At 53.0% G+C, this 24712-nt stretch carries 21 protein-coding genes; 14 read left to right on the top strand and 7 right to left on the bottom strand.

The features are described from left to right. Positions 1-184 precede the first annotated feature (184 nt). Entirely contained in the window at positions 185-3322 is a 3138-nt protein-coding gene (locus tag DMB82_RS16845; protein WP_116163705.1) for an alpha-mannosidase, read from the bottom strand. A 327-nt stretch (positions 3323-3649) separates the two neighbouring features. Here DMB82_RS16845 and DMB82_RS16850 point away from each other — a divergent pair, with 327 nt between their 5' ends. The 3 genes from DMB82_RS16850 to DMB82_RS16860 are packed head-to-tail and all read left to right on the top strand — an operon-like array spanning position 3650 to position 6637. Beyond that, positions 3650-4585, top strand: a complete 936-nt coding sequence (locus tag DMB82_RS16850; protein WP_102117322.1) for an ROK family protein — start codon at positions 3650-3652, stop codon at positions 4583-4585. Positions 4586-4639: 54 nt separating this feature from the next. Next, entirely contained in the window at positions 4640-5626 is a 987-nt protein-coding gene (locus DMB82_RS16855; protein ID WP_102117323.1) for a LacI family DNA-binding transcriptional regulator, read from the top strand. Positions 5627-5650: 24 nt separating this feature from the next. After that, a complete protein-coding gene (locus DMB82_RS16860) occupies positions 5651-6637 on the top strand; it encodes an aldose epimerase family protein (RefSeq protein WP_102117324.1) in 987 nt (328 codons plus the stop codon). Positions 6638-6650: 13 nt separating this feature from the next. Here DMB82_RS16860 and DMB82_RS16865 read toward each other — a convergent pair whose 3' ends face one another. From DMB82_RS16865 to dtnK, 3 genes are all read right to left on the bottom strand, one after another. Further along, on the bottom strand, positions 6651-7466 hold the full coding sequence (locus DMB82_RS16865; RefSeq protein ID WP_116163707.1) for a DeoR/GlpR family DNA-binding transcription regulator: 816 nt from the start codon (positions 7464-7466) through the stop codon (positions 6651-6653). Positions 7467-7734: 268 nt separating this feature from the next. Further along, positions 7735-8715: a D-threonate 4-phosphate dehydrogenase gene (locus DMB82_RS16870; protein ID WP_102117326.1), complete on the bottom strand. Its 981-nt coding sequence runs from the start codon at positions 8713-8715 to the stop codon at positions 7735-7737. Further along, positions 8708-10036 carry a D-threonate kinase gene (gene dtnK / locus DMB82_RS16875; protein WP_102117327.1) on the bottom strand — a complete coding sequence of 443 codons (1329 nt, stop codon included), beginning with the start codon at positions 10034-10036 and terminating at the stop codon, positions 8708-8710. The genes DMB82_RS16870 and dtnK overlap by 8 nt, the downstream gene beginning before the upstream one ends. Positions 10037-10272: 236 nt before the next feature. Here dtnK and DMB82_RS16880 point away from each other — a divergent pair, with 236 nt between their 5' ends. The 6 genes from DMB82_RS16880 to DMB82_RS16905 all read left to right on the top strand — a co-directional run bounded on the left by DMB82_RS16880 (position 10273) and on the right by DMB82_RS16905 (position 16387). Continuing rightward, positions 10273-11409 (top strand): iron-containing alcohol dehydrogenase, encoded by a 1137-nt coding sequence (locus DMB82_RS16880; protein ID WP_102117328.1) that lies wholly within the window; start codon positions 10273-10275, stop codon positions 11407-11409. A gap of 68 nt (positions 11410-11477) precedes the next feature. Beyond that, positions 11478-12362, top strand: coding sequence for a dihydrodipicolinate synthase family protein (locus DMB82_RS16885; RefSeq protein ID WP_116163709.1), 885 nt, complete (start codon positions 11478-11480; stop codon positions 12360-12362). Between the two features lie 37 nt (positions 12363-12399). Beyond that, positions 12400-13824 (top strand): sodium:solute symporter family protein, encoded by a 1425-nt coding sequence (locus tag DMB82_RS16890; RefSeq protein ID WP_102117330.1) that lies wholly within the window; start codon positions 12400-12402, stop codon positions 13822-13824. Between the two features lie 3 nt (positions 13825-13827). Beyond that, on the top strand, positions 13828-15015 hold the full coding sequence (locus DMB82_RS16895) for a sialidase family protein (RefSeq protein WP_102117331.1): 1188 nt from the start codon (positions 13828-13830) through the stop codon (positions 15013-15015). Between the two features lie 167 nt (positions 15016-15182). After that, positions 15183-15653, top strand: a complete 471-nt coding sequence (locus tag DMB82_RS16900; RefSeq protein WP_102117332.1) for a NanQ anomerase/TabA/YiaL family protein — start codon at positions 15183-15185, stop codon at positions 15651-15653. 44 nt (positions 15654-15697) lie between these two features. Then, positions 15698-16387, top strand: a complete 690-nt coding sequence (locus DMB82_RS16905; RefSeq protein WP_102117333.1) for an SDR family NAD(P)-dependent oxidoreductase — start codon at positions 15698-15700, stop codon at positions 16385-16387. A 45-nt stretch (positions 16388-16432) separates the two neighbouring features. Here DMB82_RS16905 and DMB82_RS16910 read toward each other — a convergent pair whose 3' ends face one another. After that, positions 16433-17623, bottom strand: coding sequence for a LacI family DNA-binding transcriptional regulator (locus DMB82_RS16910; protein ID WP_116163711.1), 1191 nt, complete (start codon positions 17621-17623; stop codon positions 16433-16435). A gap of 319 nt (positions 17624-17942) precedes the next feature. On the opposite strand from DMB82_RS16910, the gene DMB82_RS16915 reads away from it, so the two are divergent. The 4 genes from DMB82_RS16915 to fsa are packed head-to-tail and all read left to right on the top strand — an operon-like array spanning position 17943 to position 20690. Further along, on the top strand, positions 17943-18386 hold the full coding sequence (locus tag DMB82_RS16915; RefSeq protein WP_102117335.1) for a PTS sugar transporter subunit IIA: 444 nt from the start codon (positions 17943-17945) through the stop codon (positions 18384-18386). A 23-nt stretch (positions 18387-18409) separates the two neighbouring features. After that, a complete protein-coding gene (locus tag DMB82_RS16920) occupies positions 18410-18697 on the top strand; it encodes a PTS sugar transporter subunit IIB (RefSeq protein WP_039470109.1) in 288 nt (95 codons plus the stop codon). A 14-nt stretch (positions 18698-18711) separates the two neighbouring features. Beyond that, complete coding sequence (locus DMB82_RS16925) at positions 18712-19971, top strand: PTS ascorbate transporter subunit IIC (RefSeq protein ID WP_116163713.1); 1260 nt, start codon at positions 18712-18714, stop codon at positions 19969-19971. A 53-nt stretch (positions 19972-20024) separates the two neighbouring features. Beyond that, a complete protein-coding gene (gene fsa / locus DMB82_RS16930) occupies positions 20025-20690 on the top strand; it encodes a fructose-6-phosphate aldolase (RefSeq protein ID WP_102117337.1) in 666 nt (221 codons plus the stop codon). 46 nt (positions 20691-20736) lie between these two features. On the opposite strand, the gene yacL is transcribed toward fsa, so the two are convergent. Both yacL and acnB read right to left on the bottom strand, forming a co-directional pair. Further along, complete coding sequence (yacL, locus tag DMB82_RS16935; protein ID WP_102117338.1) at positions 20737-21096, bottom strand: protein YacL; 360 nt, start codon at positions 21094-21096, stop codon at positions 20737-20739. A gap of 186 nt (positions 21097-21282) precedes the next feature. After that, positions 21283-23880 (bottom strand): bifunctional aconitate hydratase 2/2-methylisocitrate dehydratase, encoded by a 2598-nt coding sequence (gene acnB, locus DMB82_RS16940; protein ID WP_116155459.1) that lies wholly within the window; start codon positions 23878-23880, stop codon positions 21283-21285. A 479-nt stretch (positions 23881-24359) separates the two neighbouring features. On the opposite strand from acnB, the gene DMB82_RS16945 reads away from it, so the two are divergent. Next, entirely contained in the window at positions 24360-24671 is a 312-nt protein-coding gene (locus tag DMB82_RS16945) for an ArsR/SmtB family transcription factor (RefSeq protein ID WP_102117339.1), read from the top strand. Positions 24672-24712 lie beyond the last annotated feature (41 nt).

The raw sequence follows: 24712 nt of genomic DNA on the forward strand, positions 1-24712 counted from the left end.
AAGCGTTATTCTTCATTGCGATGACTGAACGGATGCAAAGCCACTTCCCACGATTCAATCTCTACAGGGAATGCCGCCTCGCACCAAATGATTACTAAACAGATATTTTTATAGTAAACAAAAATACAACATAGTAAATTGGACAGATCGCGATTTGTGATTAAGATCGACATGTCCTTTCCCATCAGACTGCGGTATCGGCATGGGCAAAACAGATGGCCACCGTCTTAATCTCATAAGGTGCGAACGTCAATGTCAGCGGTCCCTGCTGTGGCGTTTTCCCGCTTTCTGGCGCTTCCAACAGATCGCATTCCCTCCACTCGCGGATAGGCAGCGAGCTCTCAAGCGTGAGCTGCTGCCGCCCACCGGCAAACTCATGCAGCCGCACGATAACCCACTCGCTTTGTTCTGCTTTCTTAATCGCATCCAACGCAACAAAAGGATGATCGCAGCGAATCACACCATTTGCTGCTTCTCGCCATTCTCCCGGCAATACCTGCAATGGTTCATTGAGCGAGAAGGCCTGTTGTGCCACGGCAGCATCACGCCAGTCTCCGGCATGTGGCAGCAGCGCATAAGTAAACTCATGTTCGCCGCGATCGGCGTGAGCATCTGGACTAACCGCAGATTTGATCAGCGTCAGTTGCATCACGTTATCTTTGATGGCATGACCGTACTTGCAGTCATTCAGCAGGCTAACGCCATAGCCGTACTCCGAAAGATCGGCCCACTGGTGTGCCACGCTCTCGAAGCGCGCAGCGTCCCAGGTGGTGTTCCAGGTTGTGGGTCGTTTAACGTTACCAAACTGGACGTCATAGGTGGCCTCTGTGGCACGCACCGCCACGGGGAAAACCACCTTGAGGAGTTGATTAAAGTCTTGCCAGTCGACACGGGTATGGAAATCGATACGGCGCAGTTGGCTATAAACCTGCATCTGCTGTACCACGCGACTGTGATGATAACGCCATATAAATTCAATGGAGCAGCGCAAGGCACCTTGTTCAACAACGCGTACTGATTCCAATTCGGTCACTGGGCGCTGTTTCTGGAAGTAGAAAATTTCGATATCCCAGGCGTCGTATTTCAATGGTTTATCTTCATATACCGTCAATACGTTGCCGTGATCCGCCAAGACCTCACGCTGATACTGTCGGTCGTAAATACGCGTCAAATGGCCCTGTTCATTCCAGACAATCAGGTAGTGTGGCGTTTCCAATTGACCTTCACCGAACACAAACGGGGCATTTTCTTCGACATTCGTTTCCAACGGCGTAGCGTAGATCGTCGTACCTGACAGCGAAGGCAAATCACTTACCTGCACCAGGCTTCCGCCATCCACCGGCTGCGATAACAGCATTTGTCCTTGCGCATCATGCCATACCACATCGCTAGCTCCAGGAATAAAGGCCATATCGTCGCGCCTCCAGGAGCCGCTGTTCACTAAGCTCACCGCACCCTGACGCGGCGTCACCAAGTGACGCCAGCTTTCATTAAGCACGTCAGCGACGATATTTTCTGCCTCCTGATACTCCAACGCCGCATCCTGATACACCTCAGCAATCGAGGAACCAGGAATGATGTCGTGGAACTGATTGCGCAGCAGGATTTTCCAACCGTCAGTCAAATCGTCAGCGCGATACTGTGACCAGCCCCCACCTGTCAAGGCGCTCAGCACCTGAACCCACTCTGCTCGACGGTAGCGTAACTCGGCCTGACGGTTGGCCTTTTTCACTTGAGCCTGACTGGTGTAGGTACCACGATGGCTTTCAAAATAGAGTTCACCGTCCCAGGTGTGTTGGTATTCATTACTGTCCTGCAAGCGCGCATCAAGGCGGGTAAAGTAATCATCCACACGCCCCATCTGAATTGCAGGTAGTGCCGGCATTTTTTCAAAGCGGCGTAACAACTCCAGCATCTCTTCCGTTGGGCCGCCGCCACCGTCACCATAGCCGTAGGCCAGCAGTAATTCCTGATTGAGCGGTTTGTCTTTATAGTTGTCCCAAATACCTTGTACCGATTCCGCATTCACCATGCCGTTATAGGTATAACGAGGATGACCAGCTTCTGGGGTAGTGATGAAGTGTGCCAACACATCGCTACCGTCAATACCACGCCAGGTAAACGTATCATGTGGCATCTTATTGAATTCATTCCAACTTATCTTCGTGGTCATGAAGTATTTGATGCCGCTTTTTTTCAGAATTTGTGGCAGTGCCCACGAATAACCGAAAACATCAGGCAGCCATAGGCAGTGTGGCGTGATGCCAAATTCATCCTGCATAAAGCGACTACCCAGAAGAATCTGGCGCACAAAAGACTCACCCGAGGGTAAGTTACAATCCGCTTCAACCCACATTGCCCCGTCCACTTCCCAGCGCCCTTCTTTGATGCGCTGTTTTATTTGACGATAAAGATCGGGGTAATCCTGTTTAATGTAGTCATACAACTGGGGCTGAGACTGGAAGAAGGTGTATTCAGGATAGCGTTCCATCAAGCGCAGCACCGTGGAGAATGAACGAGCGCATTTTTCACGTGTGTGTTTAAGTTGCCATAAAAAGGCGACGTCGATGTGCGTATGCCCGACGCAATGCACCGTCACCGGGTGTGACTTGTTGGGTTGCGCATAGTCACGCTCCAACTGAGTGGAAGCATCAGCAATGGAGCGGTAAAAACTGTCACTACCGGGATCCCGCCAATCAATCAGGCAGTAGGCAGCATCAGTGACCGTTAGTAATCGTATACGCCAAGGATCGTTTTCCGGCAACACTGCCAGCGTTTGCAAGATTGCCAATGTGGTGTAATAGAGCGTGTCAGTCGGTTTATCCAACACGGCAAATTGCGCGGTTTCAAACCCGTTCCCAACGTGGAATGCCTGAAAATGTTTACGAACCTTACCTTCCAGAATCCCCGACCAAAGACGGAAACAAAGTTCGAGGGTTTTCCCCTGATATTCCTCAGGGAAAACAACCTGCGCATGGTTTTGATCGATGCCATGAAACGGCAGACCGTCAATATACAGCAGAGCTTCAAAGTCAGGCCGTTGCACGCCCAAGCCAAAATCAAAATGCCCGACGACAGTGTATTGCGGGCCTCCCTGTGGCAACGTTACACGTAATTTCAGCCAGGCATAAATATCCCGTTCCTGCCAGCGGAATCCCTGTTTACAGGGCTGCCAGTCAGCCTCGGTGCCCGGTGGGTAAGCACCGTTTTTTCCTTCACGATCAAAGCAAATCTCCGCCAGCTCTACCGATTGAATCTGTCGCAATCGATATTGGGCTACTTCGTCCAAGCGCTGGCTTAACTTTTCCTCGGTAAAAAACATAGCGTGCTCACTGTAATCATAGGGGGGTAAATGCGGCTCCTATGTAATAGCACTCAGTGTTTTTTTAGTAAACAAAATGAGTTTTTTAATTAAACATCCGTGATGTGATTCACAACATGGCGTTATTTTTTCATATGCCATGACAATAAAAAAACACAACACAATGATTAATAAAGGTTAAAACCAAAACCCACTTGTCTAAACCCCCAAAACACCGATTGAGTTTAGTAAACATAAAAAGTACCCTAGACGAAAATTAACAATTTATAGCGCCTCTAATTTATGGCGTATCTCTGTCGCCAGTGGGCGGCACAGGAGCGAAACACCATGTTAAGTTTGGGCATTGATATCGGCGGGTCTAAAATCGAGGCCGTTGTGCTGAACGCAGCGGGCGAAGTCGTCTATCTACAGCGCTATGCCACAGAAAAGCAGAGCTATGAATCTTTCTTTCACCGTCTGTGCCAAGTGATTGAAGAGGTGCGGAAAGCCCTTCAGCAGCCTTTTACCATTGGCATCTGCCTACCCGGCACGGTAGAAGCCAGTAACCGCTGTATCAAGAACTCCAATATTTTGGTGATTAATCAGCAACCGCTGCCAGCTATGTTGGAGGCATACGTAAAGCAACCCATCGCCATTAGCAACGATGCCAACTGTTTCACGCTCTCTGAGGCTATCGACGGAGCGGGCCGAGGCTACGATACCGTATTCGGTGTCATTCTCGGCACCGGTTGCGGCGGTGGTATCGCTATTCATCAGCGGGTACTGGATGGCCGTAATCGCTGTGCAGGTGAGCTGGGTCACAATGCGCTGCCACGCTATACGCCGGAGTATGACGGCCCAGCGGTCAGTTGCTATTGTGGGCAAAGCAACTGTATTGAATCGTTTGTCTCTGGTACCGGTTTAGCCCAACGCTACAACCACTTTAATGGTACTACGCTGAGCGCCAGAGAAATTATGGATGCAGTCGAATTCAAAGAGAGCAACGCGCTGGCTTACTTTCAGCGTTATCAGGATCAACTCGCACGTGCATTGGCCAGTGTGGTCAACCTGCTCGATCCCGACGTGATCGTGCTGGGCGGCGGGTTATCAAATAGCGAAGCTATTTATACCGATCTTGGCGATCGTATTGCCCGCTACGTGTTTAGCAATACCTTTATGACGCCTATCGTACAAGCCAGATACGGCGACAGTAGCGGTGTGCGCGGCGCTGCCTGGCTCGGTGCAAAAGCCGGTTACCCCATGCCGGACGATGAAACGTTGTGATACCATAATGCAATCATCACGGAGTTCCTTTTTATTCACAGCGTAAGGTAACGCATGACCAAGCGGATCAGGATCAGAGATATTGCCGCCGCATCCGGCGTGTCCACGGGAGCAGTGTCCCGAGCCCTAAAAGGACAGCCAGGACTAAAAGAAGAGACTCGGCAGCGCATTCTCTCTATCGCCCAGCAACAGGGTTATGATTTTACTCGATTGCGCACAGAAAAAATTCGTCGAGTCCTGTTTCTGCTACACCGTCAACACAACATCACCAGTGCATTGTCCTTCTATTCTCCACTGTTGCTCGGTGTTGAAAATGCTTGCCGCCAAGAAGGCATTGCCTTGAGTTTTCTTGCGTTAGGGCCGATGGATCCCGTCGAGGAACAAGTCAGGCTGCACGAGCCGGATGCATTACTGTGTGCAGGTTTCTTTGAGCCTGAGCTTCTGGCCGTGCTGCACAAGATGCAACTGCCTTTGGCGTTGGTGGATCTTTGGGCACCTGATTTACCCAGCGTCAACCCAGATAATGTGCAAGGCGGTTATCTGGCGACCCAGCATCTGATCGCCCAAGGCCGGACACGTATCGCCTATTTGGCAAGCAGCTTGGCTCACTACAGTATTCGCCAACGAGAAAAAGGCTACCGCCAAGCGCTATATGAAGCGAAATTGCTGATGCCCCCAGAGTATGAAGCGATCGCCCCACCATTGCTGGATACCGAAAAGGCGCTGACGCAGGCGGTGGAAGAGCTGCTGGCACTGCCGCAGCGTCCTGACGCCATTTTTGCCTATAATGATTCCGCGGCGTTGATTGCTATGCGCGTCTGTCAAAAACAAGGGCTTAATCTGCCGCAAGATATGGCAATTGTCGGGTTTGATGACATTGATTCTGCACGCTTGGCTCATCCGCCCTTAACCACAGTTGCGATTGATAAAGCACAGTTAGGTCATCAAGCACTCGCTCTCTTGCTTGACCCTGAACGGCGCGTGGGCGCTCAGCATCTCGCAGTGCAGCTAGTGATCCGTAAAAGTGCAGGTGAAGAGTAGTATTCCTTTTACCTTGGAGACATTATGCCTTCACAACCCCACCTGTTCTCTTTGGCCAGCCATGATGGCCAACTTGCTGCCACGCTGAGTACGGCGGGTGGTATTTTGACTTCGCTACGTTACAAGACATCCGTTCTGCCACCCCGAGAAGTGCTCTATCGCGCCCCTTGGCTGGATGATGTAGCGGCCTGTGCCAATCTTCCGCCATTAATGCAGCGTCTTGCGGGAGAGTGGGTTGCCGTCCCATTTGGCCATAGTTCACAGGATGGTGAGGGCTTTTTTCATCATGCTTCACATGGTTTGCCTGTTAACGGTGAATGGCAGGTTACATCTCAGAAAGAAAACGTCATTCAGCTCCAGTTTCTGTTTGCTGAGGATTTTCCACTCACACGCTTAACGCGTGAAGTAACGTTGCAAGACGACGGAAGGGCGTGTTTTCGACTGATTGTTGAAGCGCGCCGAGAATGCCGTTTTCCTATCGGCCTGCATCCCATCTTTCCCATTGGCAATGACGCAGGAGATGTCATTTTAACGGCAGAAAACATGCAAAGTGGGCTGGTGTACCCCGAAGCACCGGAGCCAGGCATCAGCCAGTTACGCCCCTTGGCAAGGTTCAACAGCCTTGCTACTGTGCCAACGGTATCAGGCAATACGATGAATCTGCAACGGCTTCCATTAGCAGAAGCCACGGAAGAAATCGTCCAGCTACTGAGCCCAGTATCAGCCATCAGTCTGCATTATCCAGCACAACAGCACCGCGTCACGCTGCGTTGGGACACGCAGTCGCTTCCTCACTGCTTGCTGTGGTTTAGCAATGGTGGCCGTGCTTATGCACCCTGGAATGGGCGAAACCGCTGTTTGGGTGTTGAACCCATTTGTTCAGCCTGGGATCTTGGCCCCAAAAGCCTCAGGGAAAATCCTATCGCCGCGCAAGGTTATGCGACCAACCAGCAAATAACGCCAGAAAAACCACTGAAGATTGATTACCAGCTACATTGTCAGCCCGCTTAAACGGTAAGCATGCTTAAACAAGATGCAGTTGAAAAGGTTGTGCGTTGAGCTGCTGCTGCACCTCAAACGCTAACGCGCTGTCGGTGATGATATCGGTGAGTTCCGACAGGGGCGTGACGCAGAACAACGAATACGCACCGTATTTACTGCTGTCGGCCAGCAGTATCCGGCGGCTTGCATTCGCGCCGAGATCTTGTTTTATGCCCGCTTTCTCTTCCGTCGGCGTGGTGACGCCTTTGTCCAGACTCCACGAGTTGCAGCTGATAAACGCGATATCGGGGTAAATGCTGCGTAACAGACGGCGGCCATGTTCGCCGATGCAGGACTGGCTGCTGTCATCAATACGTCCACCGATAATCGTCACTTCGATCTGCTTGAACTCAGACAGAAACAGCGCAATTTGCAAATCGGCGGTAATCACGCGCAGCGGCAAATGTGTCAGGTTTCGCGCCAGCTCCAGCATGGTCGTTCCCGCATCCAGCACGACCGCACTGCCCGGTTTAACCAGCGTCGCGGCATAGCGGGCTATCGCCTGCTTTTCTTGAAGGCTACGATGTAATTTCTCATTCGTGGTCGGCTGGGAAGGGATAAAACGATTGAGCGTCACGCCGCCATGACTGCGGCTAATCACGCCCTGCTCATCCAGTTTGATCAAATCACGACGAATCGTCGCTGGGGAAGCGTCGATCACGGACACCAGTTCATCGACTGTCACCAGATTATGGCTTTTCAGATAATCCATAATCTGATCAAGACGGCTCTGCCCTTTTACTTTATCCCCGCTCATGCGGAAAGCATCAGTTAATGTAGGATCCACGGCGATATCCATCTTGCTGTCATATACCCGTAATACTTCAAGCTGCTTGTGCGTTGGCTGCGCTCACTCACCCGAATCACTTACCTGAGTAAGCTCATCGGGATTCCCTCACTTGCCGCCTTCCTGCAACTCGAATTATTTGGGGTATAAAGTTATTTTACATTGTTGGTTCTTGATTGCAGGATACCAGAAACCTTCCCGAACGCGGGAAGGAAGATATCCTGCAATGTGCACTGTAGCTTAAAAAACCGTGCTATCAACCGTGATGGGTTACTGCCAATCAGGCCAGTTGCATGGCGAGCTGGATAGAAATCGCCATACTTTCTGACTTCGCTTTCCCTGTCCAGGCAATATCAAACGCCGTACCGTGGTCAGCAGAGGTGCGGATGAACGGCAATCCGGCAGTGATATTTACCCCATCATAGAAGCCCAGCAGCTTAAGCGGAATGTGGCCCTGATCGTGATACATCGCCACTACCATGTCGTACTGGCCTTCATACGCCTGCAAATAGACGGTATCCGGCGGGCACGGGCCATAGACATCAATGCCTTTGGCCTTCATGGCTTCAACCGATGGCGACACGATGGTGATCTCTTCATCACCAAACAGGCCATTCTCGCCCGCATGCGGGTTAACCCCGGCAACAGCGATACGCGGGTGAGTAAAACCAACGCGCTTGAGGAAGACATCCGCCATCTCGATCACCGTTTCCACGCGATCGCGGTTCAGCGTATCCAGGAACTTACGCAGCGCGATGTGCGTTGAAACATGGATCACCTTCAACTTATCGGTATACAGCACCATGGCATAGTCGCGGCTGTTGGTCAGCTTCGCCAGCAGTTCAGTGTGGCCCGGATAGAGATGGCCCGCCGAGTGCAGCGCTTCTTTATTCAGCGGCGCGGTGGCAATCGCATGGACTTCACCCGCCATCGCCAGCTCGGTCGCTTTCTTGATGCAGCGGTAAGCCAAATCGCCCGCCTGCGACTGAACAACGCCAGGCTTCAGCGCCTGAGGATCTTCCAACGGCTCATCAATCATGTTGATGACGCCCGGCGCGAAGACCGCGTCAGCTGGTTTATCAATAATTTTCAGCTCTACGGCTGGCACGATATTCAGCGCCAGAATACGTCGCATCGTCTGTACGCAGCCCACCACCACGGCGGACGCGCCGGAAAGCTCGCCTTCGGCCAGCGATTTGATAATAATTTCCGGTCCAATCCCTGCCGGATCACCCATCGTTACCGCAATAATTTTACTCACTGACCTTCTCCTCAATAAAACGTAAAACGTCGAGCAAAGTAGTTTCGTTGCCAAAACCCCCCGCTTTAGTCATCACAGGGGTCGTGCCGACAACGCTGTTCAGCAGGTATCCCCAGGGCACACAGGATGCGATTTGCCCCTTAATCTGAAAGCCGGTCGCGCCCAGTGCGGTTGCCACGGCAATCGCAATGTCACCACCGGATAAATACAGTCCGCTCGGCAGACGCCGGTTAGCTCTGTCCGCCGTCAGGCTGTCTAGCGCCTGAACAATATTGCGCGTAAGTTCCCCCAGATAGTGGCTGATCGTTTCGCCAAGCTGCTGTCGGCTAAGCCCAAGCTCCCGACAGCGCGCGTCAATCTCGAAGCGCTGATTTTCGTTATGACAGGTACGAATAATGCAGTGATTACCGTTCATCAGCGCCTTCACCGCGTCCTGACACTGAGATGCCATGACGGTGGACGAGTTGGGTGAAAAGAGTGCGTTGATATCAATCTCAACCAGCGTGACATCGCTGCGCAGTCTGACGGCCGCAATCTGTTTTTGAGCAATATCGCTCATCGACCCGACGACAGCCAGCAGCGGCCTTTCGGTCTTACGCGTAAAATTCTGCGTATTCGCCAGCGCTTCGCTCAGGCCTGCTGAGCCAACTAGCAAGGGACGAAATGGCAACGTTCTGGCGGCGTGAACGATATGCGTCAGATCGTCCTGCTCGTCGGTATCAAGAATAATCAGACGTACGCCACAGCCCGCCAGTTGCTGCAAACGGTCGGCTAAATTGTCCTGGCGGACGTCATCAAGATGTATTTCCGCCACGGCTAAAGCGGTTTGCTCTGCCAGACGGGCAGCGATAGAAGCCGAAGCCACCGGTGTTTTTGGGTCGCTGGCAAATTCCGTATCGGTAAGCAGGCGACCATTCACCCAGACTTCACCTTTGCGGGTCACGCGCCCCAGCGTCGGCGAAGCCGCAGCAATCAGCGCGACAGGCACGTCTGCCGCAGAGAGCGCGGCGGCCACTTCCGCCCCCAGATTCCCACGTAGCGTCGAGTCAATCTTCTTAATAATCCAGCCTTGTCCGCCGGCTGCCTGCCAGGCAGTAACCGCTTCTGCGGTACGTTGAGACGCCACGTCGTCACGCGCCGCACGGCTATCGGTGTTGATCACCACCGCATCACCCAGTAAATCCGCATGCAGTTTATTAACGTCAAATACGACGCTAACCCGCGCGCCATGCTGCGCCAGACCGACGCCCGCATCATTGGCACCCGTAAAGTCATCAGCGACTACTAATACCTGTTCTGCTGATTGCTGCACGTTTGACATACCTCATCCCCGGTTCGTGATTACCTGATAATGATTATATTGAATCACATTTGATTATATGTGAGCAATATCAAATTATTTAAAAGGAATTTCACCTATAAATTATCACCACGATGTGGCAAATGGCGTTTCTGCGTGATGAGAACCACGCTATTTGACTGAAAGTAATCACCATCGCAACCATTATCATCATAGCGATAACGCTCTGGCGAAAGAGAAAAGGCAAGGTAATAAGCATGAACATCAATAGCACTATCCTCAGCGGTTACCGGGTACTTCAGGACATTAGTCACCTGTTGGCAGGGAAACAGCACGTTTTATTTGTCACCGACAAAAACATCATCGGGCTGCCTGACGTTCAGGCGCTGATCGCACAAGTTAAGCAAGCCGTTCCGCAGGTTCTGTTGGTTGATAATGTTCCTGCCGAGCCAAGCCAGCACGACGTCGCCCAGATACTGAGCCAGCTCAATCAAATCCAAACCGATCTGGTCATCGGCGTAGGCGGCGGCAGCGTACTGGATGTTGCCAAACTGCTTTCCGTGCTGTGCGCGGGCGATGACGCCGTCACGCTGGATAGCCTGTTGGCAGGAGAGCAACCGACTCGCCGCACGACATCCCTGCTTATCCCGACCACCGCAGGAACTGGCTCAGAAGCCACGCCGAATGCCATTCTGGCGATCCCGGAAAAAGAGACCAAAGTCGGCATTATTACGCCAGTGATGCTGCCGGATTACGTTGCGCTGGTACCGGAGCTGACCATCAGCATGCCGTCGCATATCGCCGCTTCAACCGGTATCGATGCACTCTGCCACCTAATTGAGTGTTTCACCTCAACGATTGCCAACCCAGTCAGCGACAACTACGCGCTGATTGGACTGAAAAAGCTGTTTGCCAACCTCGAAACCTCCGTGCGCGAGCCGAGCAATATGGAAGCCAAGCTGAACATGCTGTGGGCGTCCTATTACGGTGGTGCTGCCATTGCCCACTCCGGTACGCATCTGGTTCACGCCATGTCTTACCCGCTGGGCGGCAAGTACCACATCCCGCACGGCGTGGCGAACGCCATCCTGCTCGCCCCTTGCATGCGTTTCGTGCAGGACGCCGCACAGGACAAATTCGCACAGGCGTATGACCTGCTGCCGGATGCCGATCTGACGCTCAGTACGGCGGAAAAAGCGCAGGCGCTGGTGGCCTACTTCAGCGAATTGGTTAAACGACTCAATCTGCCTAACACCTTACAGCAGCTCGGTGTGGAAAAAGACCACCTGCCGTACCTGGTTGATGCCGCGTTACAGGTTCAGCGCCTGATGAAAAACGTGCCGACGCAGGTCAGCGCCGACGATGTCCGTGAGGTTTATCTGACTCTGTTTTAAAGCGCGCGGATTTAGGTTGAACGGTTTTAAATTTTCATCTTTTTGATTACGTGTCACGAGGAAGAACAATGAGTAAAAATATTACCGGCGTCCTGACCGCCATCGTCACGCCGTTTGATAACCAGGGCGAATTTAACCCCGCAGCCATGCGCCTTCAGGTTCAGCGCCAGATGCGCTATGGCAACGGTATTTTCTGTAATGGCACCAACGGTGAGTTTTTCGTACTGCACACCGATGAGAAAGTCGCCGTTACTGAAACCTGCGTTGATGAAGTTGCCGGAAAAGTGCCGGTTGTCGGCCACATCGGCGAAATCTCCACGCGGGAAACCATCAAGCTCGGCAAGCGCATCGCCGCGCTGGGTGTCGATGCCGTTTCGGTCATCACTCCCTATTTCATCCCACTCAAACAGGAAGAACTGATCGCCCACTACACCGCCGTCGCCGATGCGCTGACTGTGCCGGTGTTTCTCTACAATATTCCTGTACGCACGGGGAATACGCTGGCACCGGAAACCGTCCGCACGCTGGCGGATCACCCGAACATCATCGGCATTAAAGACAGCGCAGGCAGTTATGAAAGCCTGAGCGGTTATGTGCAAGCGGTGAAAGGCGTACAGGGTTTTAACGTACTGAATGGCCCAGACTCGCTCATTCACCAGGGCTTTGTTGACGGCTGCTCCGCCTGTATTTCCGGGCTGGCTAACGTGGCACCGGAACCGATCAGCCAGATCTGGCACCGCTTCAACGCGGGCGACATTGAAGGCTCTCGTCAGGCACAAGAACAGGTTGCCGAATTGCGTAAGACACTGTACGCCATCGCGTTCTCACCCGCCGTGGTGAAAAAAGCGCTGGCAATCATGGGTGAAGATGTCGGCGTCAGCCGCTATCCCATCCAGTTTTCCGCACAGGATGAAGACAACATCCGCAACATCCTTAATCAATTCTCGCAGTAACAGAGAAATATCAATTTCCATTTAAGGCCGAGAAGATATGAACCATTTTGACTTCACCGATACCCTCATCATCATTGGGATGATAGTGTTTTATATCGCGTTTACCTCTTGGTTAACGCTCAAACTACGCAGTAAATCAAACGCTGAGTTCATGGAAGGGTCGCGTGCGCTACCGGCATTTATCGTCGGTGTTTTGCTGATGACCGAATTCATCGGCGCCAAATCGACGGTCGGTACGGCACAGTCTGCCTTTGAGAACGGCATCGCCGCCTCCTGGTCGGTGATTGGTGCCGCGATCGGCTTTCTTTTGTTCGGTATGATTCTGGTTAAGAAAATCTATAACACCGGCAAATTGACTATTTCTGGTGCTATCGCCGAGAAATACGGTACGAGTACCAAAAATATCATTTCGATCATCATGATCTACGCTCTGCTGTTGGTAAACGTGGGCAACTACGTCAGCGGTGCAGCCGCAATCTCTACGGTGTTGAAGATTTCTCTGCCCGTCGCCGCACTGATCACCGCGATTGTGAGTACCTTCTATTTCTACTTTGGTGGTTTAAAAGGCGTGGCTTACGTCACCCTGATTCACAGTGCCATCAAATACATTGGTGTGATGATCATCCTGTACGTAGCATTGAAAATGACCGGCGGCATCACCCCGATGATCGAAAAAATGCCGGATTACTACTGGACATGGGATGGTAACATCGGGGCCAGCACTATCTTCGCTTGGCTGATTGGCACCATCGGTTCCATCTTCTGTACCCAGTTCGTGATTCAGGCCATCTCTTCAACCAGCAGTGCAAAATCAGCCAAACGCGCTACCTGGGTTGCTTTCTTTTTCTGTATGCCTATCGCAATTGCTATTGCGGTCATCGGTGTTGCAGCGAAGTTTGCTCACCCAGAAATCAAAAGCCTCTACGCTATGCCGATTTTTCTACAAGATATGAATCCATGGGTTGCCGGTCTGGTTACGACGTCACTGGTTGCGTCGATATTTATCAGTGTGAGTACCGTCGCACTGGCGATTGCTTCACTGATTGTTAAAGACTTTTATGTTCCGTATTACAACCCAACGCCAGAAAAAGAGATGAAGATGACGCGCGTATTCTCGCTCATCATCGGATTCCTGCCGCTGGTCTTTGTTTTATTGGTGCCTGAAGTTCTCAAGCTGTCATTCTTTACCCGTGCCATCCGCCTTTCTATCTCGGTAGTCGCCATCATTGCCTTCTATTTACCGTTCTTTAACAGCACCCGCGGCGCCAACGCCAGCCTGATATCAGCCTGTGTCGTCACCTCCGTCTGGTACATTCTCGGCAACCCGTACGGCATCGATAACATGTACGTCGCGTTGGCCACGCCAGCGATAGTCATGCTGATCGATCGTATGATTCCGAACAAAGCAAACAAAGCGAACAAAATCAAAACCTCTCCAACTGAAAATAAATCGGGAGCCTGAGTCATGAGTAGCGAAACCATTACTGTGGAACGTAGCGGAAAAGTTCATCACGCAGAAGGCGATGCCGCGCGTCTGGATGCCTACATTCCATCGGAATGCCCGCAGAATCATGCGGCCAACCTGCTCCATCTGCCGAACGGCGATGTACTGTGCGTCTGGTTTGGCGGCACACAAGAAGGGATTGCGGATATCTCTATCTACATGTCACGTCTGGTGAAAGGCAGCGATAGCTGGAGTAACGCCGTTAAGCTGTCTGAAGATGCTACGCGCTCCGAGCAGAACCCAGTTCTGTTCCTCGCGCCGGACAACGTGCTGTGGCTGCTGTACACCGCGCAGAAATCCGGTAATCAGGACACCGCGATTGTGCGCTACCGTCAGTCTACGGATTTAGGTGCCACCTGGGGCGAGATCGGCACGCTACTCGATCAGCCGGGTACCTTCATCCGCCAGCCCATCACCGTGTTGGCAAACGGCGACTGGCTGCTGCCGGTGTTCTACTGCCGCGTTCAGCCAGGTGAGAAATGGGTCGGCAACGATGACGACAGCGCCGTGAAAATTTCCAGCGATCAGGGGAAAACCTGGCAGGAATACCCAGTGCCAAACAGCACAGGCTGCGTGCATATGAACATCACCCCGCTGAAGGACGGTACGCTGCTGGCGCTGTACCGCAGCCGTTGGGCGGACTTCATCTACCAAAGCCGTTCAACGGACGGTGGTAAAACCTGGTCAGATCCCGTGGCAACCGAGTTGCCGAATAACAACTCGTCCATTCAGGTGACGACGCTGGAGAATGGCCATCTGGCGCTGGTGTTCAACCATATGAGCGCCGCCGATGCCACCGAACGCCGTCTGTCGCTGTACGATGAAATCGAGGACGAAGAAGACAAAGCCAGCGATGCCAAAATGCCGGAAGTGCAAGCCGGTGGTCGTAGCGCCTTCTGGGGTGCCCCGCGCGCGCCGATGACGCTCGCCATTTCGGAAGACGGCGGTAAAAGCTGGCCGTGGCAGCGTAATATCGAAGTGGGCGACGGTTATTGCATGACCAATAACTCCACGGAGAAGCTGAACCGCGAGTTCTCTTACCCCAGCGTTAAACAAGCGCAGGACGGTAAGCTGCACGTCGCGTTCACTTACTTCCGACAGGCGATCAAGCACGTCGTGGTGAGCGAGGAGTGGGTTAAAGCAGGTTAAGGCTGTAGATCGTTTAAAACCTGAGATACACGGAGCGACCACGGGGCGAGGCTTCCCTACGGGAACCTCATCCCCGTGTTTCTCCTAAAAATAGGCTTAAGGTTAAATCACGCAGCTTTTTCTCTTTTCCAGTGGGGGCACTCCCCCGCTAGTTTCAGGACTCGATTATGATTGCAGGAAACCTCAACACCCTCAAACTCGCCACCTTACCCGATGCGCTGTGGACCATTCTGTCCGCGCCGGGCATGTCGTTGGCTGAACTGAATGCGCTACCTGAAGGCCGCTATCAGCCGGAAGGGGCCGAATGGTTCTACAACATCGGCACCGTGAACACCGCACCGCGCGCTACTCGACATACTGAATTTCACAGTAACTACCTCGATATCCAACTGATTCTGGAAGGCGAGGAAATTATCGGTTACGGTCTGAATGATGTGCATGGTCAGCCCGCGACTGAACGTAAGCCGGATCTCTATATTCTGGATAATCCTCAGGTGCCACATCAGATCCACCTGCGGGCAGGCGACTTCGTCACCTTCTATCCAGGTGAAGCTCATCAGGCACTGTGTGCGATTAACGACAGTCCAGCACCGGTCAAAAAAGCCGTGTTTAAAATCCCCGTTACGTTGTTGCAATAAGAACGGTTGTATCAGAACGGTTGAATATTAAGGAGACGTATTTCATGTCAGCGACAGCCCCTAAACACGCCCTGATTACCGGTAGCAGCTCAGGGATCGGTGCCGCCATCACACAAAAATTACTGGCGGAAGGCTGGCGGGTAACCGGCCTGTCACGCAAGCCGGGTGACTACTCACATCCAAATTTTACCCACCGCGCGGTGGATATCATGGATACGCCCGCGCTGACGGCCATTCTGGACGAGATAGCGCAGGTTGATGCCGTCATCCATGCCGCTGGCATTATGAAATCAGCCCCACTCGGTCAGCTTTCGCTGGAAGACGGTGAAACGCTGTGGCGATTGCATATCAACGCGGCACAGGTACTGGCCGATCGTCTGGTCGATAAGCTGCCGCAAGGTGGAAGAATTGTGCTACTGGGCAGCCGCACATCCAGCGGTTCAGCAGGACGCAGCCAGTACGTCACGACAAAATCCGCGATGATCGGCATGGCAAGAAGCTGGGCAGCAGAACTGGCTCCACGCGGCATAACGGTAAACATCGTCGCGCCGGGCGCAACGGAAACACCGATGCTGACCATGCCGGGTCGCCAAAGCTCTCCGCCGAAGCTGCCGCCAATTGGGCGCTTCATCCAGCCACAGGAAGTGGCCGATCTGGTGGGTTACCTGCTTTCTCCGTCTGCCGCAGCCATTACCGGCCAGCAGTTGGTGATCTGCGGCGGTGCCTCGCTGTAATTCATCACAATTTCCTTGCTAAACTGGCCCCGCAGGCCGGTTTAGTTAGCTGCTGGCGCGGGGCTCAAAGATAAACTTCACTTTTTCCACTACCGGTGGATGCTCGTCGTTGTCCATCATAGCGAGTACCAGACGCCCGACCTCCGCACCCAGCTTTTCATAGTCAAGCCGCATCGCGGTCAGCGCGGGGAACGTGTGTTCGCATTGTTCGGAACCATCGAGACAGGCAATCGCCAGATCGTAAGGGACTTTCATCAGTCGGCGCTGGCATTCAAAGAGCGCGCCCAGCGCAATTTCCTCATGGCTACAGATAATCGCATCCAGCTCCGGCTGGTTTTGTAGCAGTTCCGTCATGGCGTAACGACCAAATTGCAGGCTGGGTGCTTCCGGGATCGTAATTTTCAAATCCGCATTGTGATAGTGCACCAGCATGGCTTTATTCCAGCCGTTCAACTGCTGTTTTTGCAAACGGTTATCCGTATGAGCGCCAATATAGGCCACGTGACGATACCCCTTTTCCAGCAGCGACATCGTCAGTTGTTCCGCCGCTTCGGCAAGGGCGATATCAATATTGATATTCGCACTCAGTGCATCAGCACCGGAAACGTTCACCGTAATGACGTTACTGGCCTGGATGATGTCTCGGGTTCGCTGTGAGAGTTGTGCGCTGAATAACACCAGCGCCGCTGGCCGCTGCTGCAGGAGTTTTTCGACCATTCCCGCTTCGGTATGCTGGCGATATTCATGGCAGCCCATGATTAACGGAACGTTATGTTTGCCCACCGCCTGTTGCAGCGCCTGCACAAAACGCACGCTGGCGCGATCTTGCTGAAAAGGATAAAGCACCGCGATAGCAGGCTGATAGGCTGATGCCAGTGCGCCTGCGGCCTGATTCGGTACATAGCCCAGCGTTTTTATCGCGTCATTGATTTTCTTCTGCGTGGCATCAGAAACCAGTCCGGGCTCCCGCAACGCGCGGGACACCGTCATGGCGCCAACACCGGCATGGTTCGCGATGTCCTGTAGCGTCACGCGATTCGTGCTCTCGGTAAGCTGGCTGGCCTCTTGATTGGGTTCATAGCCTAATGCTCTGGCGGCCAGTTCCACTTTGCTGCGTAACTTTTCAGAGACCAGATCGGGTTTACGCATCACGCGCGATACCGTCATCGTCCCTACGCCCGCGTAGTCGGCGACATCCTGTAGCGTAACCTTACCGGTACTGCGACGCTTACGCATGCTCACTTCCTCTCCATTCGTCATTTTTCTCATCGCACGGTCGCGATAACAGCCGGTGACTTCTATTGCCTTCAGGCTAGCGTGACGCAGGGCAACGTGCAAACGACACCGATTTCCTTACTGCGTCATTCACGCCCTGCACCGCAGTTCATAGTGTGCCTATGGTGACACAAGGGAACAAATAATGGCCCCGCTTGTGCTAAGTGGGTCACAGTTAATGATATATATATCAGTTAGCGCTATCTTTTTAGATGTTAATCACATTATTTTCGCAATCAGCACACTATCCTGCGTTCATAATGATACAGAGGTGACTCTAATGCTTAACACTTTACTAACACCAAACGTTGTTCAGATTTTGCCTGCCTGTGATGACTGGCGTCACGCTATCGCTTTGTCCTGTAAGCCTTTATTGGATAATGGATCGATTGAGCCTACCTATCTTGAGGCGATCTATCGCTCTCATGAGGCCATCGGTCCTTACTATGTCGTCGGTCCCGGCATTGCCATGCCGCATGCGCGCCCGGAAGACGGTGTGAACCAACTCGCAGTCAGCCTGACGCTGATTCGTGACGGTGTGGTTTTCCATTCCGAAGACAACGATCCCGTGCATTTACTGATTGTTTTGGCCGCTACAGACAGCAATAGCCATATCGATATTATTTCACAGCTTGCTCAGTTGTTCGACACACCTGATGACGTCGCCGCATTACTCCGCGCGACGGACGTAGAACAGGTGCTTTCCGTTATTTCTCGTTATTAATTGCCACCAGAGGGACACAGATTATGAAAATTACAGTCGTATGCGGTAACGGCTTGGGTACCAGCTTGATGATGGAAATGAGCATTAAAAACATCGTGAAAGAACTCGGCGTAGTTGCTGACGTGGATCACGTGGATTTAGGTTCGGCGAAAGGCACGGACAGCGACATCTTTGTCGGCACCAAAGATATTGCCGATCAGCTCGTCGCGCAGGCAGTAGGGGGGAAAATTGTGTCCCTGAGCAACATGATCGATAAAGTGGCGATGAAAGAGCGCCTGTCGGTCGCCCTGACAGAACTTGGCGCGTTATAAGCGAGGGATCAAAAATGGAATTCTTCCGTTTTTTAATGAGTGATGTGCTGTCTGAACCGTCCATATTGGTCGGTTTGATTGCGCTTATCGGCCTGATTGCACAGAAAAAACCGGCCACGGAATGCATCAAGGGAACGGTGAAAACCGTAATGGGCTTCCTGATCCTCGGGGCGGGCGCGAGCCTGATCGTGTCCTCGCTGGGCGATTTCGCCCAGATTTTCCACCATGCGTTTGGTATCGCCGGTGTAGTACCGAACAATGAAGCCATTGTCGCGGTAGCACAGAAGAACTTCGGCACCGAGATGGCCATGATCATGTTCTTTGCGATGGTCATTAATATCGCGATCGCCCGCTTTACGCCGTGGAAATACATTTTCCTGACTGGCCACCACACGCTGTTTATGTCGATGATGGTTGCGGTGATTCTGGCAACAGCAGGCATGAAAGGGGTGATGCTGATTACCGTTGGATCGCTGGTCGTTGGGGTATCGATGGTGCTGTTCCCTGCCATTATTCACCCGTATATGAAGAAAGTCACAGGCTCGGATGACGTCGCCTTTGGTCACTTCTCGGCGATATCACAGCTGCTGTCAGCGTTTATCGGCAGCAAGTTTGGTAATAAAGAGAAATCAACAGAGGACATGGAAGTACCGAAGAGCCTGCTGTTCCTGCGTGATACGCCGGTTGCCATCGCCTTTACCATGTTTTTCATCTTCATTTTCACCTGCCTGTTTGCTGGCCCGGAAGCGGTGAAAACGATGAATGCCGGTGGGAAAAACTGGTTCATGTTTTCGCTGATCCAATCCATTACCTTTGCCGCTGGTGTGTATATCGTGCTGCAAGGCGTGCGGATGGTGATTGCGGAAATCGTGCCTGCGTTTAAAGGCATTTCTGACAAACTGGTTCCCAACGCTAAACCCGCATTAGATTGCCCCGTTGTCTTCCCGTATGCCCCGAATGCTGTTCTGGTCGGCTTCCTGAGCAGCTTTGCGGCTGGGGTGATCGGTATGGTTCTGCTCTACCTGATGGGGTGGACGGTGATCATTCCCGGCGTGGTGCCGCACTTCTTCGTCGGCGCAGCGGCTGGCGTTTTCGGTAACGCCACTGGCGGACGTCGCGGTGCGATTTTAGGTTCTTTTGCCAACGGATTACTGATTACCTTCCTGCCTGTTTTCCTGCTCCCAGTGCTGGGCAGTATCGGACTGGCGAACACCACGTTCAGCGATTCCGATTTCGGCGCAGTGGGGATTCTGCTGGGCATTATCGTGCGCTAAACCCGCATGACGAATGTCATCCAACAAACCGGTTTTAGTTAACGGGGGAAATGATGGAATTCTATTTAGATACGGCGGATGTCGCCGCAGTAGAACGACTCGCTGGCGTGTTGCCGATTAAAGGCGTGACCACCAATCCGAGCATTGTCGCACGCGGAAAATCCGATATTTACAGCGTGCTGCGGGATATGCAGGCCATTATCGGCACGGAAGGACAGCTGTTTGCTCAGGTGATGTCGCGCGATCCTGACGTGATGGTGGAAGAGGCGTTGAAGCTCAGAGACGTGATTCCTTCTCTGGTCGTCAAAGTGCCGGTGACGCATTCGGGTTTAAGCGCTATCAGGCAATTGACGGCGCTGGATATTCCTACCCTCGGCACCGCCGTATACGGTGCGGGACAAGGGTTTTATGCCGCGCTGGCTGGCGCTCGCTATATCGCGCCTTACGTCAACCGCATTGATGCGCAGGGTGGCGATGGGATTGCGCTCGTGAAAGAGCTGCAAACTCTGATTAACCTGCACAGCCCGCAGACTCAGGTGCTGGCAGCCAGCTTTCGCACACCGCGTCAGGTGCTGGACTGCCTGCTGGCGGGGTGTCGGGCGATTACCGTCGACCCTGCCGTTGCTGAACTGTTCCTGCAAGATCCTGCGGTTGACGATGCGCTTAACCGGTTCGATCATGACTGGCAGGCACGCTTTGGTCATGCCGATCTTGGCTGATTGATGGAAAACACCACTCGCTCGCTGGGTGGTGTTTTCAACACGCTCAATGCAGGACGAACTCGCGATACTTTTCCACCAGCGTCAGAAAGTCATCCAGACCGCATAACGACAGGCTCTCTTCGTCGTAATAACTCATGCCTTCCTCCAGCTCATCCGTGGTGAAAGACAGCTGATTTGCCTGCACCATCACTTCTTCTTCATCAAGAAGCAGCGTGTATTCATGACCCACGCGCCGCCACTGCCGCTCGCTGCCTGCGACGGAACGCGCCGCCTCTTCGACGTCAGTCAATATCGTCAATTGGCCTTTCACTTCTTCATTGAACCAGTGCCCGATCGCTTCATGTCCCATCGACATACGAACGATGACCTGGCCCGTCACATCCCGCAAAAATTCATAGTCCATGGTGCCATCCTCACTGTTATGTTTCTTTTGTTCAGTCTAGTCGCCTCTGCACCCTATCGTCGTGATGCACCTTCACCTTTCATGTTGCAGATGCACACAATCCCGTATGCCAATTCCAGCAGAGATGGCGCATAAAAAAAGGAGGCACAAGGCCTCCTTCAATGTTGGGATGCGAACTATAGCGAGTTAGACCGTCGTCTGGAAGATCACGCCATCGGCTTTCTCGGTATATTGACCTAACTGGTCAAAATTCAGATAGCGATAGGTGTCCTGCGCGGTTTTATCCACCTGCGACATGTAGGTCTGGTACTCTTCTGAGGTCGGCAAGCGGCCCAGCAGCGAAGCCACCGCAGCCAGTTCAGCAGACGCCAGATACACGTTGGCACCGGTTCCCAAACGGTTCGGGAAGTTACGGGTCGAGGTAGAAACGACCGTCGCACCGTCCGCTACGCGCGCCTGATTACCCATGCACAGCGAGCAGCCTGGAATTTCGATACGCGCACCGCTCTTACCAAACACGCTGTAGTAGCCTTCTTCGGTCAGCTGTGCTGCATCCATCTTGGTCGGCGGCGCAACCCACAGGCGGGTCGGCAGCTGGCCTTTGTGGCTATCCAGCAGTTTACCTGCCGCACGGAAGTGACCGATGTTGGTCATACAGGAACCGATGAAGACTTCATCAATCTTCTCGCCCTGCACGTCAGACAACCAGCGCGCATCGTCTGGATCGTTCGGCGCACACAGGATTGGCTCTTTGATATCGGCCAGATCGATGTCGATCACCGCCGCGTACTCGGCATCGGCATCTGCTTCCAGCAGTTGCGGATCGGCCAGCCATTTTTCCATGCCCTGAATACGGCGCTCCAGCGTACGACGATCGCCGTAGCCTTCGGATATCATCCACTTCAACAGCACGATGTTGGAGTTCAGATACTCGATGATCGGCGCTTTATCCAGCTTGATCGTACAGCCCGCAGCAGAACGCTCCGCCGAGGCGTCGGTCAGTTCAAACGCCTGCTCAACTTTCAGATCCGGCAGACCTTCGATTTCCAGAATACGGCCAGAGAAGATGTTCTTCTTACCTTTCTTCTCAACGGTCAGCAGGCCTTGCTTGATGGCATACAGCGGAATGGCGTGAACCAGATCGCGCAGAGTAATGCCCGGTTGCATTTTCCCTTTGAAACGCACCAGAACAGATTCCGGCATATCCAGCGGCATCACGCCCGTCGCGGCAGCAAACGCCACCAGACCGGAGCCCGCAGGGAAAGAGATACCGATTGGGAAACGGGTGTGGGAGTCACCGCCCGTACCGACGGTATCCGGCAGCAGCATGCGGTTCAGCCAGGAGTGGATAACACCATCGCCCGGACGCAGCGAGACGCCGCCACGGTTCATGATGAAATCAGGCAGCGTATGGTGCGTGGTCACGTCAACCGGCTTCGGATAGGCCGCAGTGTGACAGAACGACTGCATCACCAGATCGGCGGAGAAGCCCAGACAGGCCAGATCTTTCAGCTCGTCACGGGTCATCGGCCCAGTGGTGTCCTGTGAACCTACAGACGTCATCTTCGGTTCGCAGTATTCGTCAGGGCGAATACCCGCAACGCCACAGGCACGTCCCACCATTTTCTGCGCCAGCGAGAAGCCTTTTTTGCTGACTTCAACCGCTTTGGAAATACGGAAAACATCGCTGTGCGGCAAGCCCAGTGATTCGCGCGCCTTGGACGTCAGCCCACGACCGATAATCAGCGGAATACGGCCACCAGCGCGGACTTCATCCAGCAATACGTCGGTCTTCAGCGCGAAGGTCGCCAGCACGTCATTGGTGTCATGGCGGCGCACTTCACCTTCATATGGGTAGATATCAATCACATCACCCATATTCAGATCGTTCACATCGACTTCGATCGGCAGCGCACCAGCATCTTCCATGGTGTTGAAGAATATCGGGGCGATCTTGCCGCCCAGGACGACACCACCGCCGCGTTTGTTCGGGACGTGAGGGATATCATCCCCCATGAACCACAGCACGGAATTAGTTGCCGATTTACGCGACGAACCGGTACCGACAACGTCACCGACGTAAGCCAATGGGAAGCCTTTTTTGTTCAGTTCTTCGATCTGTTTGATCGGGCCCACGGCGCCAGGTTGATCGGGATCGATACCTTCACGGGCGTTTTTCAGCATCGCCAGCGCGTGCAGCGGAATATCCGGGCGCGACCAGGCATCAGGTGCCGGAGACAGGTCATCCGTGTTGGTTTCACCGGTGACTTTAAAGACGGTAACCGTAATTTTTTCCGCCAGTTTCGGGCGGGACAGGAACCACTCGGCATCAGCCCAGGATTGAATCACTTTCTTGGCGTGCGCATTGCCTGCTTTCGCCTTTTCTTCTACATCGTAGAAGTTATCAAACATCAGCAGCGTATGGGACAGCGCTTCGGCGGCAATCGGTGCCAACTTGTCGTTGTCTAACGCATCAATCAGCGGATGAATGTTATACCCCCCTTGCATAGTGCCCAGCAGCTCAACCGCTTTTTCCTGGGTGACCAAGGGGGAAGTGGCTTCGCCTTTAGCGACGGCAGCCAGAAAACCGGCCTTCACGTAGGCGGCTTCATCAACGCCAGGGGGGACACGGTTAATCAGCAGGTCAAGCAATACTTCTTCTTCGCCCGCTGGGGGATTCTTGAGTGACTCAACCAGCGCGGCCATCTGCGTGGCATCTAACGGTTTAGGAACAATCCCCTGCGCAGCCCGGTCGGCTACGTGCTTACGATATTCTTCTAGCACGACGTTCTCCTCGCTCTCATTGTCTTCATTATGCCCGGCGCTCTTGTTCCCGCTTGTGGTGTCCATGCCTGGGTGCCAGCGTGTGGATGTAAGGTAGTAGAGTGTCCGGTCCAGCCTCGTCAGCATATCAGGATTTGAATTGATTGTTAATTCGTTCACATAATAGCAACATTAATTTTTATTCAACTACGCTATGTGCCCAATTTCGCTCTCACTGAAAAATGCCGACCTCAGCAGAATAGCATGTCCCTGACGGCGCACACTAACTATGCTGAGTTAACCACATAATAGGTAGGTTTTTAACAATATAGTGTGATTAATCATCGTTTGATGGCGTAACGATAATCAGAATGTTCGCAATAGCGTCGGGAAAAGTGAATATGACGGGTACGGATATCATCCCGCTCGAAGCCGAGGGTATGATAAGCTCAATATATTAGGCATCACTAAATTAGTCAGTTACGCGGGATGGCAGGAACATGGCGTTAATCAATTCAGATCGAGAATTCATGCAGGACGGTGCAGCAAAAGCAGCGGCTATGCTGCGCGCGATTGGCAACGAGAACAGGCTACTGGTGCTTTGCTTACTTATCGAGAAGGGTGAAATGTCGGTTGGCGCACTGCTTGAACACATCCCGCTCAGCCAGTCCGCTCTCTCGCAGCATCTGGCAAAAATGCGTGAAGAAGGGTTGATTAGCTATCGGCGCGAGTCACAAACGCTGTACTACCGCATCGAAAATCAGGACGTGGAGAAAATCGTCGCCACCTTAAAAGGCATTTTCTGTCCCTGATAGCCGCGACACGAAACGGCATAGACGGAATCCCGCAATAA

The organism is Pectobacterium aquaticum, assembly GCF_003382565.3.
Taxonomy (GTDB): domain Bacteria; phylum Pseudomonadota; class Gammaproteobacteria; order Enterobacterales; family Enterobacteriaceae; genus Pectobacterium; species Pectobacterium aquaticum.

What these genes read in the sequence shown, in the direction of transcription:
- DMB82_RS16845 (WP_116163705.1), bottom strand. Translation starts at nt 3,322, where the DNA reads ATGTTTTTTACCGAGGAAAAGTTAAGCCAGCGCTTGGACGAAGTAGCC.
- DMB82_RS16850 (WP_102117322.1), top strand. Translation starts at nt 3,650, where the DNA reads ATGTTAAGTTTGGGCATTGATATCGGCGGGTCTAAAATCGAGGCCGTT.
- DMB82_RS16855 (WP_102117323.1), top strand. Translation starts at nt 4,640, where the DNA reads ATGACCAAGCGGATCAGGATCAGAGATATTGCCGCCGCATCCGGCGTG.
- DMB82_RS16860 (WP_102117324.1), top strand. Translation starts at nt 5,651, where the DNA reads ATGCCTTCACAACCCCACCTGTTCTCTTTGGCCAGCCATGATGGCCAA.
- DMB82_RS16865 (WP_116163707.1), bottom strand. Translation starts at nt 7,466, where the DNA reads ATGGATATCGCCGTGGATCCTACATTAACTGATGCTTTCCGCATGAGC.
- dtnK (WP_102117327.1), bottom strand. Translation starts at nt 10,036, where the DNA reads ATGTCAAACGTGCAGCAATCAGCAGAACAGGTATTAGTAGTCGCTGAT.
- DMB82_RS16880 (WP_102117328.1), top strand. Translation starts at nt 10,273, where the DNA reads ATGAACATCAATAGCACTATCCTCAGCGGTTACCGGGTACTTCAGGAC.
- DMB82_RS16885 (WP_116163709.1), top strand. Translation starts at nt 11,478, where the DNA reads ATGAGTAAAAATATTACCGGCGTCCTGACCGCCATCGTCACGCCGTTT.
- DMB82_RS16890 (WP_102117330.1), top strand. Translation starts at nt 12,400, where the DNA reads ATGAACCATTTTGACTTCACCGATACCCTCATCATCATTGGGATGATA.
- DMB82_RS16895 (WP_102117331.1), top strand. Translation starts at nt 13,828, where the DNA reads ATGAGTAGCGAAACCATTACTGTGGAACGTAGCGGAAAAGTTCATCAC.
- DMB82_RS16900 (WP_102117332.1), top strand. Translation starts at nt 15,183, where the DNA reads ATGATTGCAGGAAACCTCAACACCCTCAAACTCGCCACCTTACCCGAT.
- DMB82_RS16905 (WP_102117333.1), top strand. Translation starts at nt 15,698, where the DNA reads ATGTCAGCGACAGCCCCTAAACACGCCCTGATTACCGGTAGCAGCTCA.
- DMB82_RS16910 (WP_116163711.1), bottom strand. Translation starts at nt 17,623, where the DNA reads ATGCGTAAGCGTCGCAGTACCGGTAAGGTTACGCTACAGGATGTCGCC.
- DMB82_RS16915 (WP_102117335.1), top strand. Translation starts at nt 17,943, where the DNA reads ATGCTTAACACTTTACTAACACCAAACGTTGTTCAGATTTTGCCTGCC.
- DMB82_RS16920 (WP_039470109.1), top strand. Translation starts at nt 18,410, where the DNA reads ATGAAAATTACAGTCGTATGCGGTAACGGCTTGGGTACCAGCTTGATG.
- DMB82_RS16925 (WP_116163713.1), top strand. Translation starts at nt 18,712, where the DNA reads ATGGAATTCTTCCGTTTTTTAATGAGTGATGTGCTGTCTGAACCGTCC.
- fsa (WP_102117337.1), top strand. Translation starts at nt 20,025, where the DNA reads ATGGAATTCTATTTAGATACGGCGGATGTCGCCGCAGTAGAACGACTC.
- yacL (WP_102117338.1), bottom strand. Translation starts at nt 21,096, where the DNA reads ATGGACTATGAATTTTTGCGGGATGTGACGGGCCAGGTCATCGTTCGT.
- DMB82_RS16945 (WP_102117339.1), top strand. Translation starts at nt 24,360, where the DNA reads ATGGCGTTAATCAATTCAGATCGAGAATTCATGCAGGACGGTGCAGCA.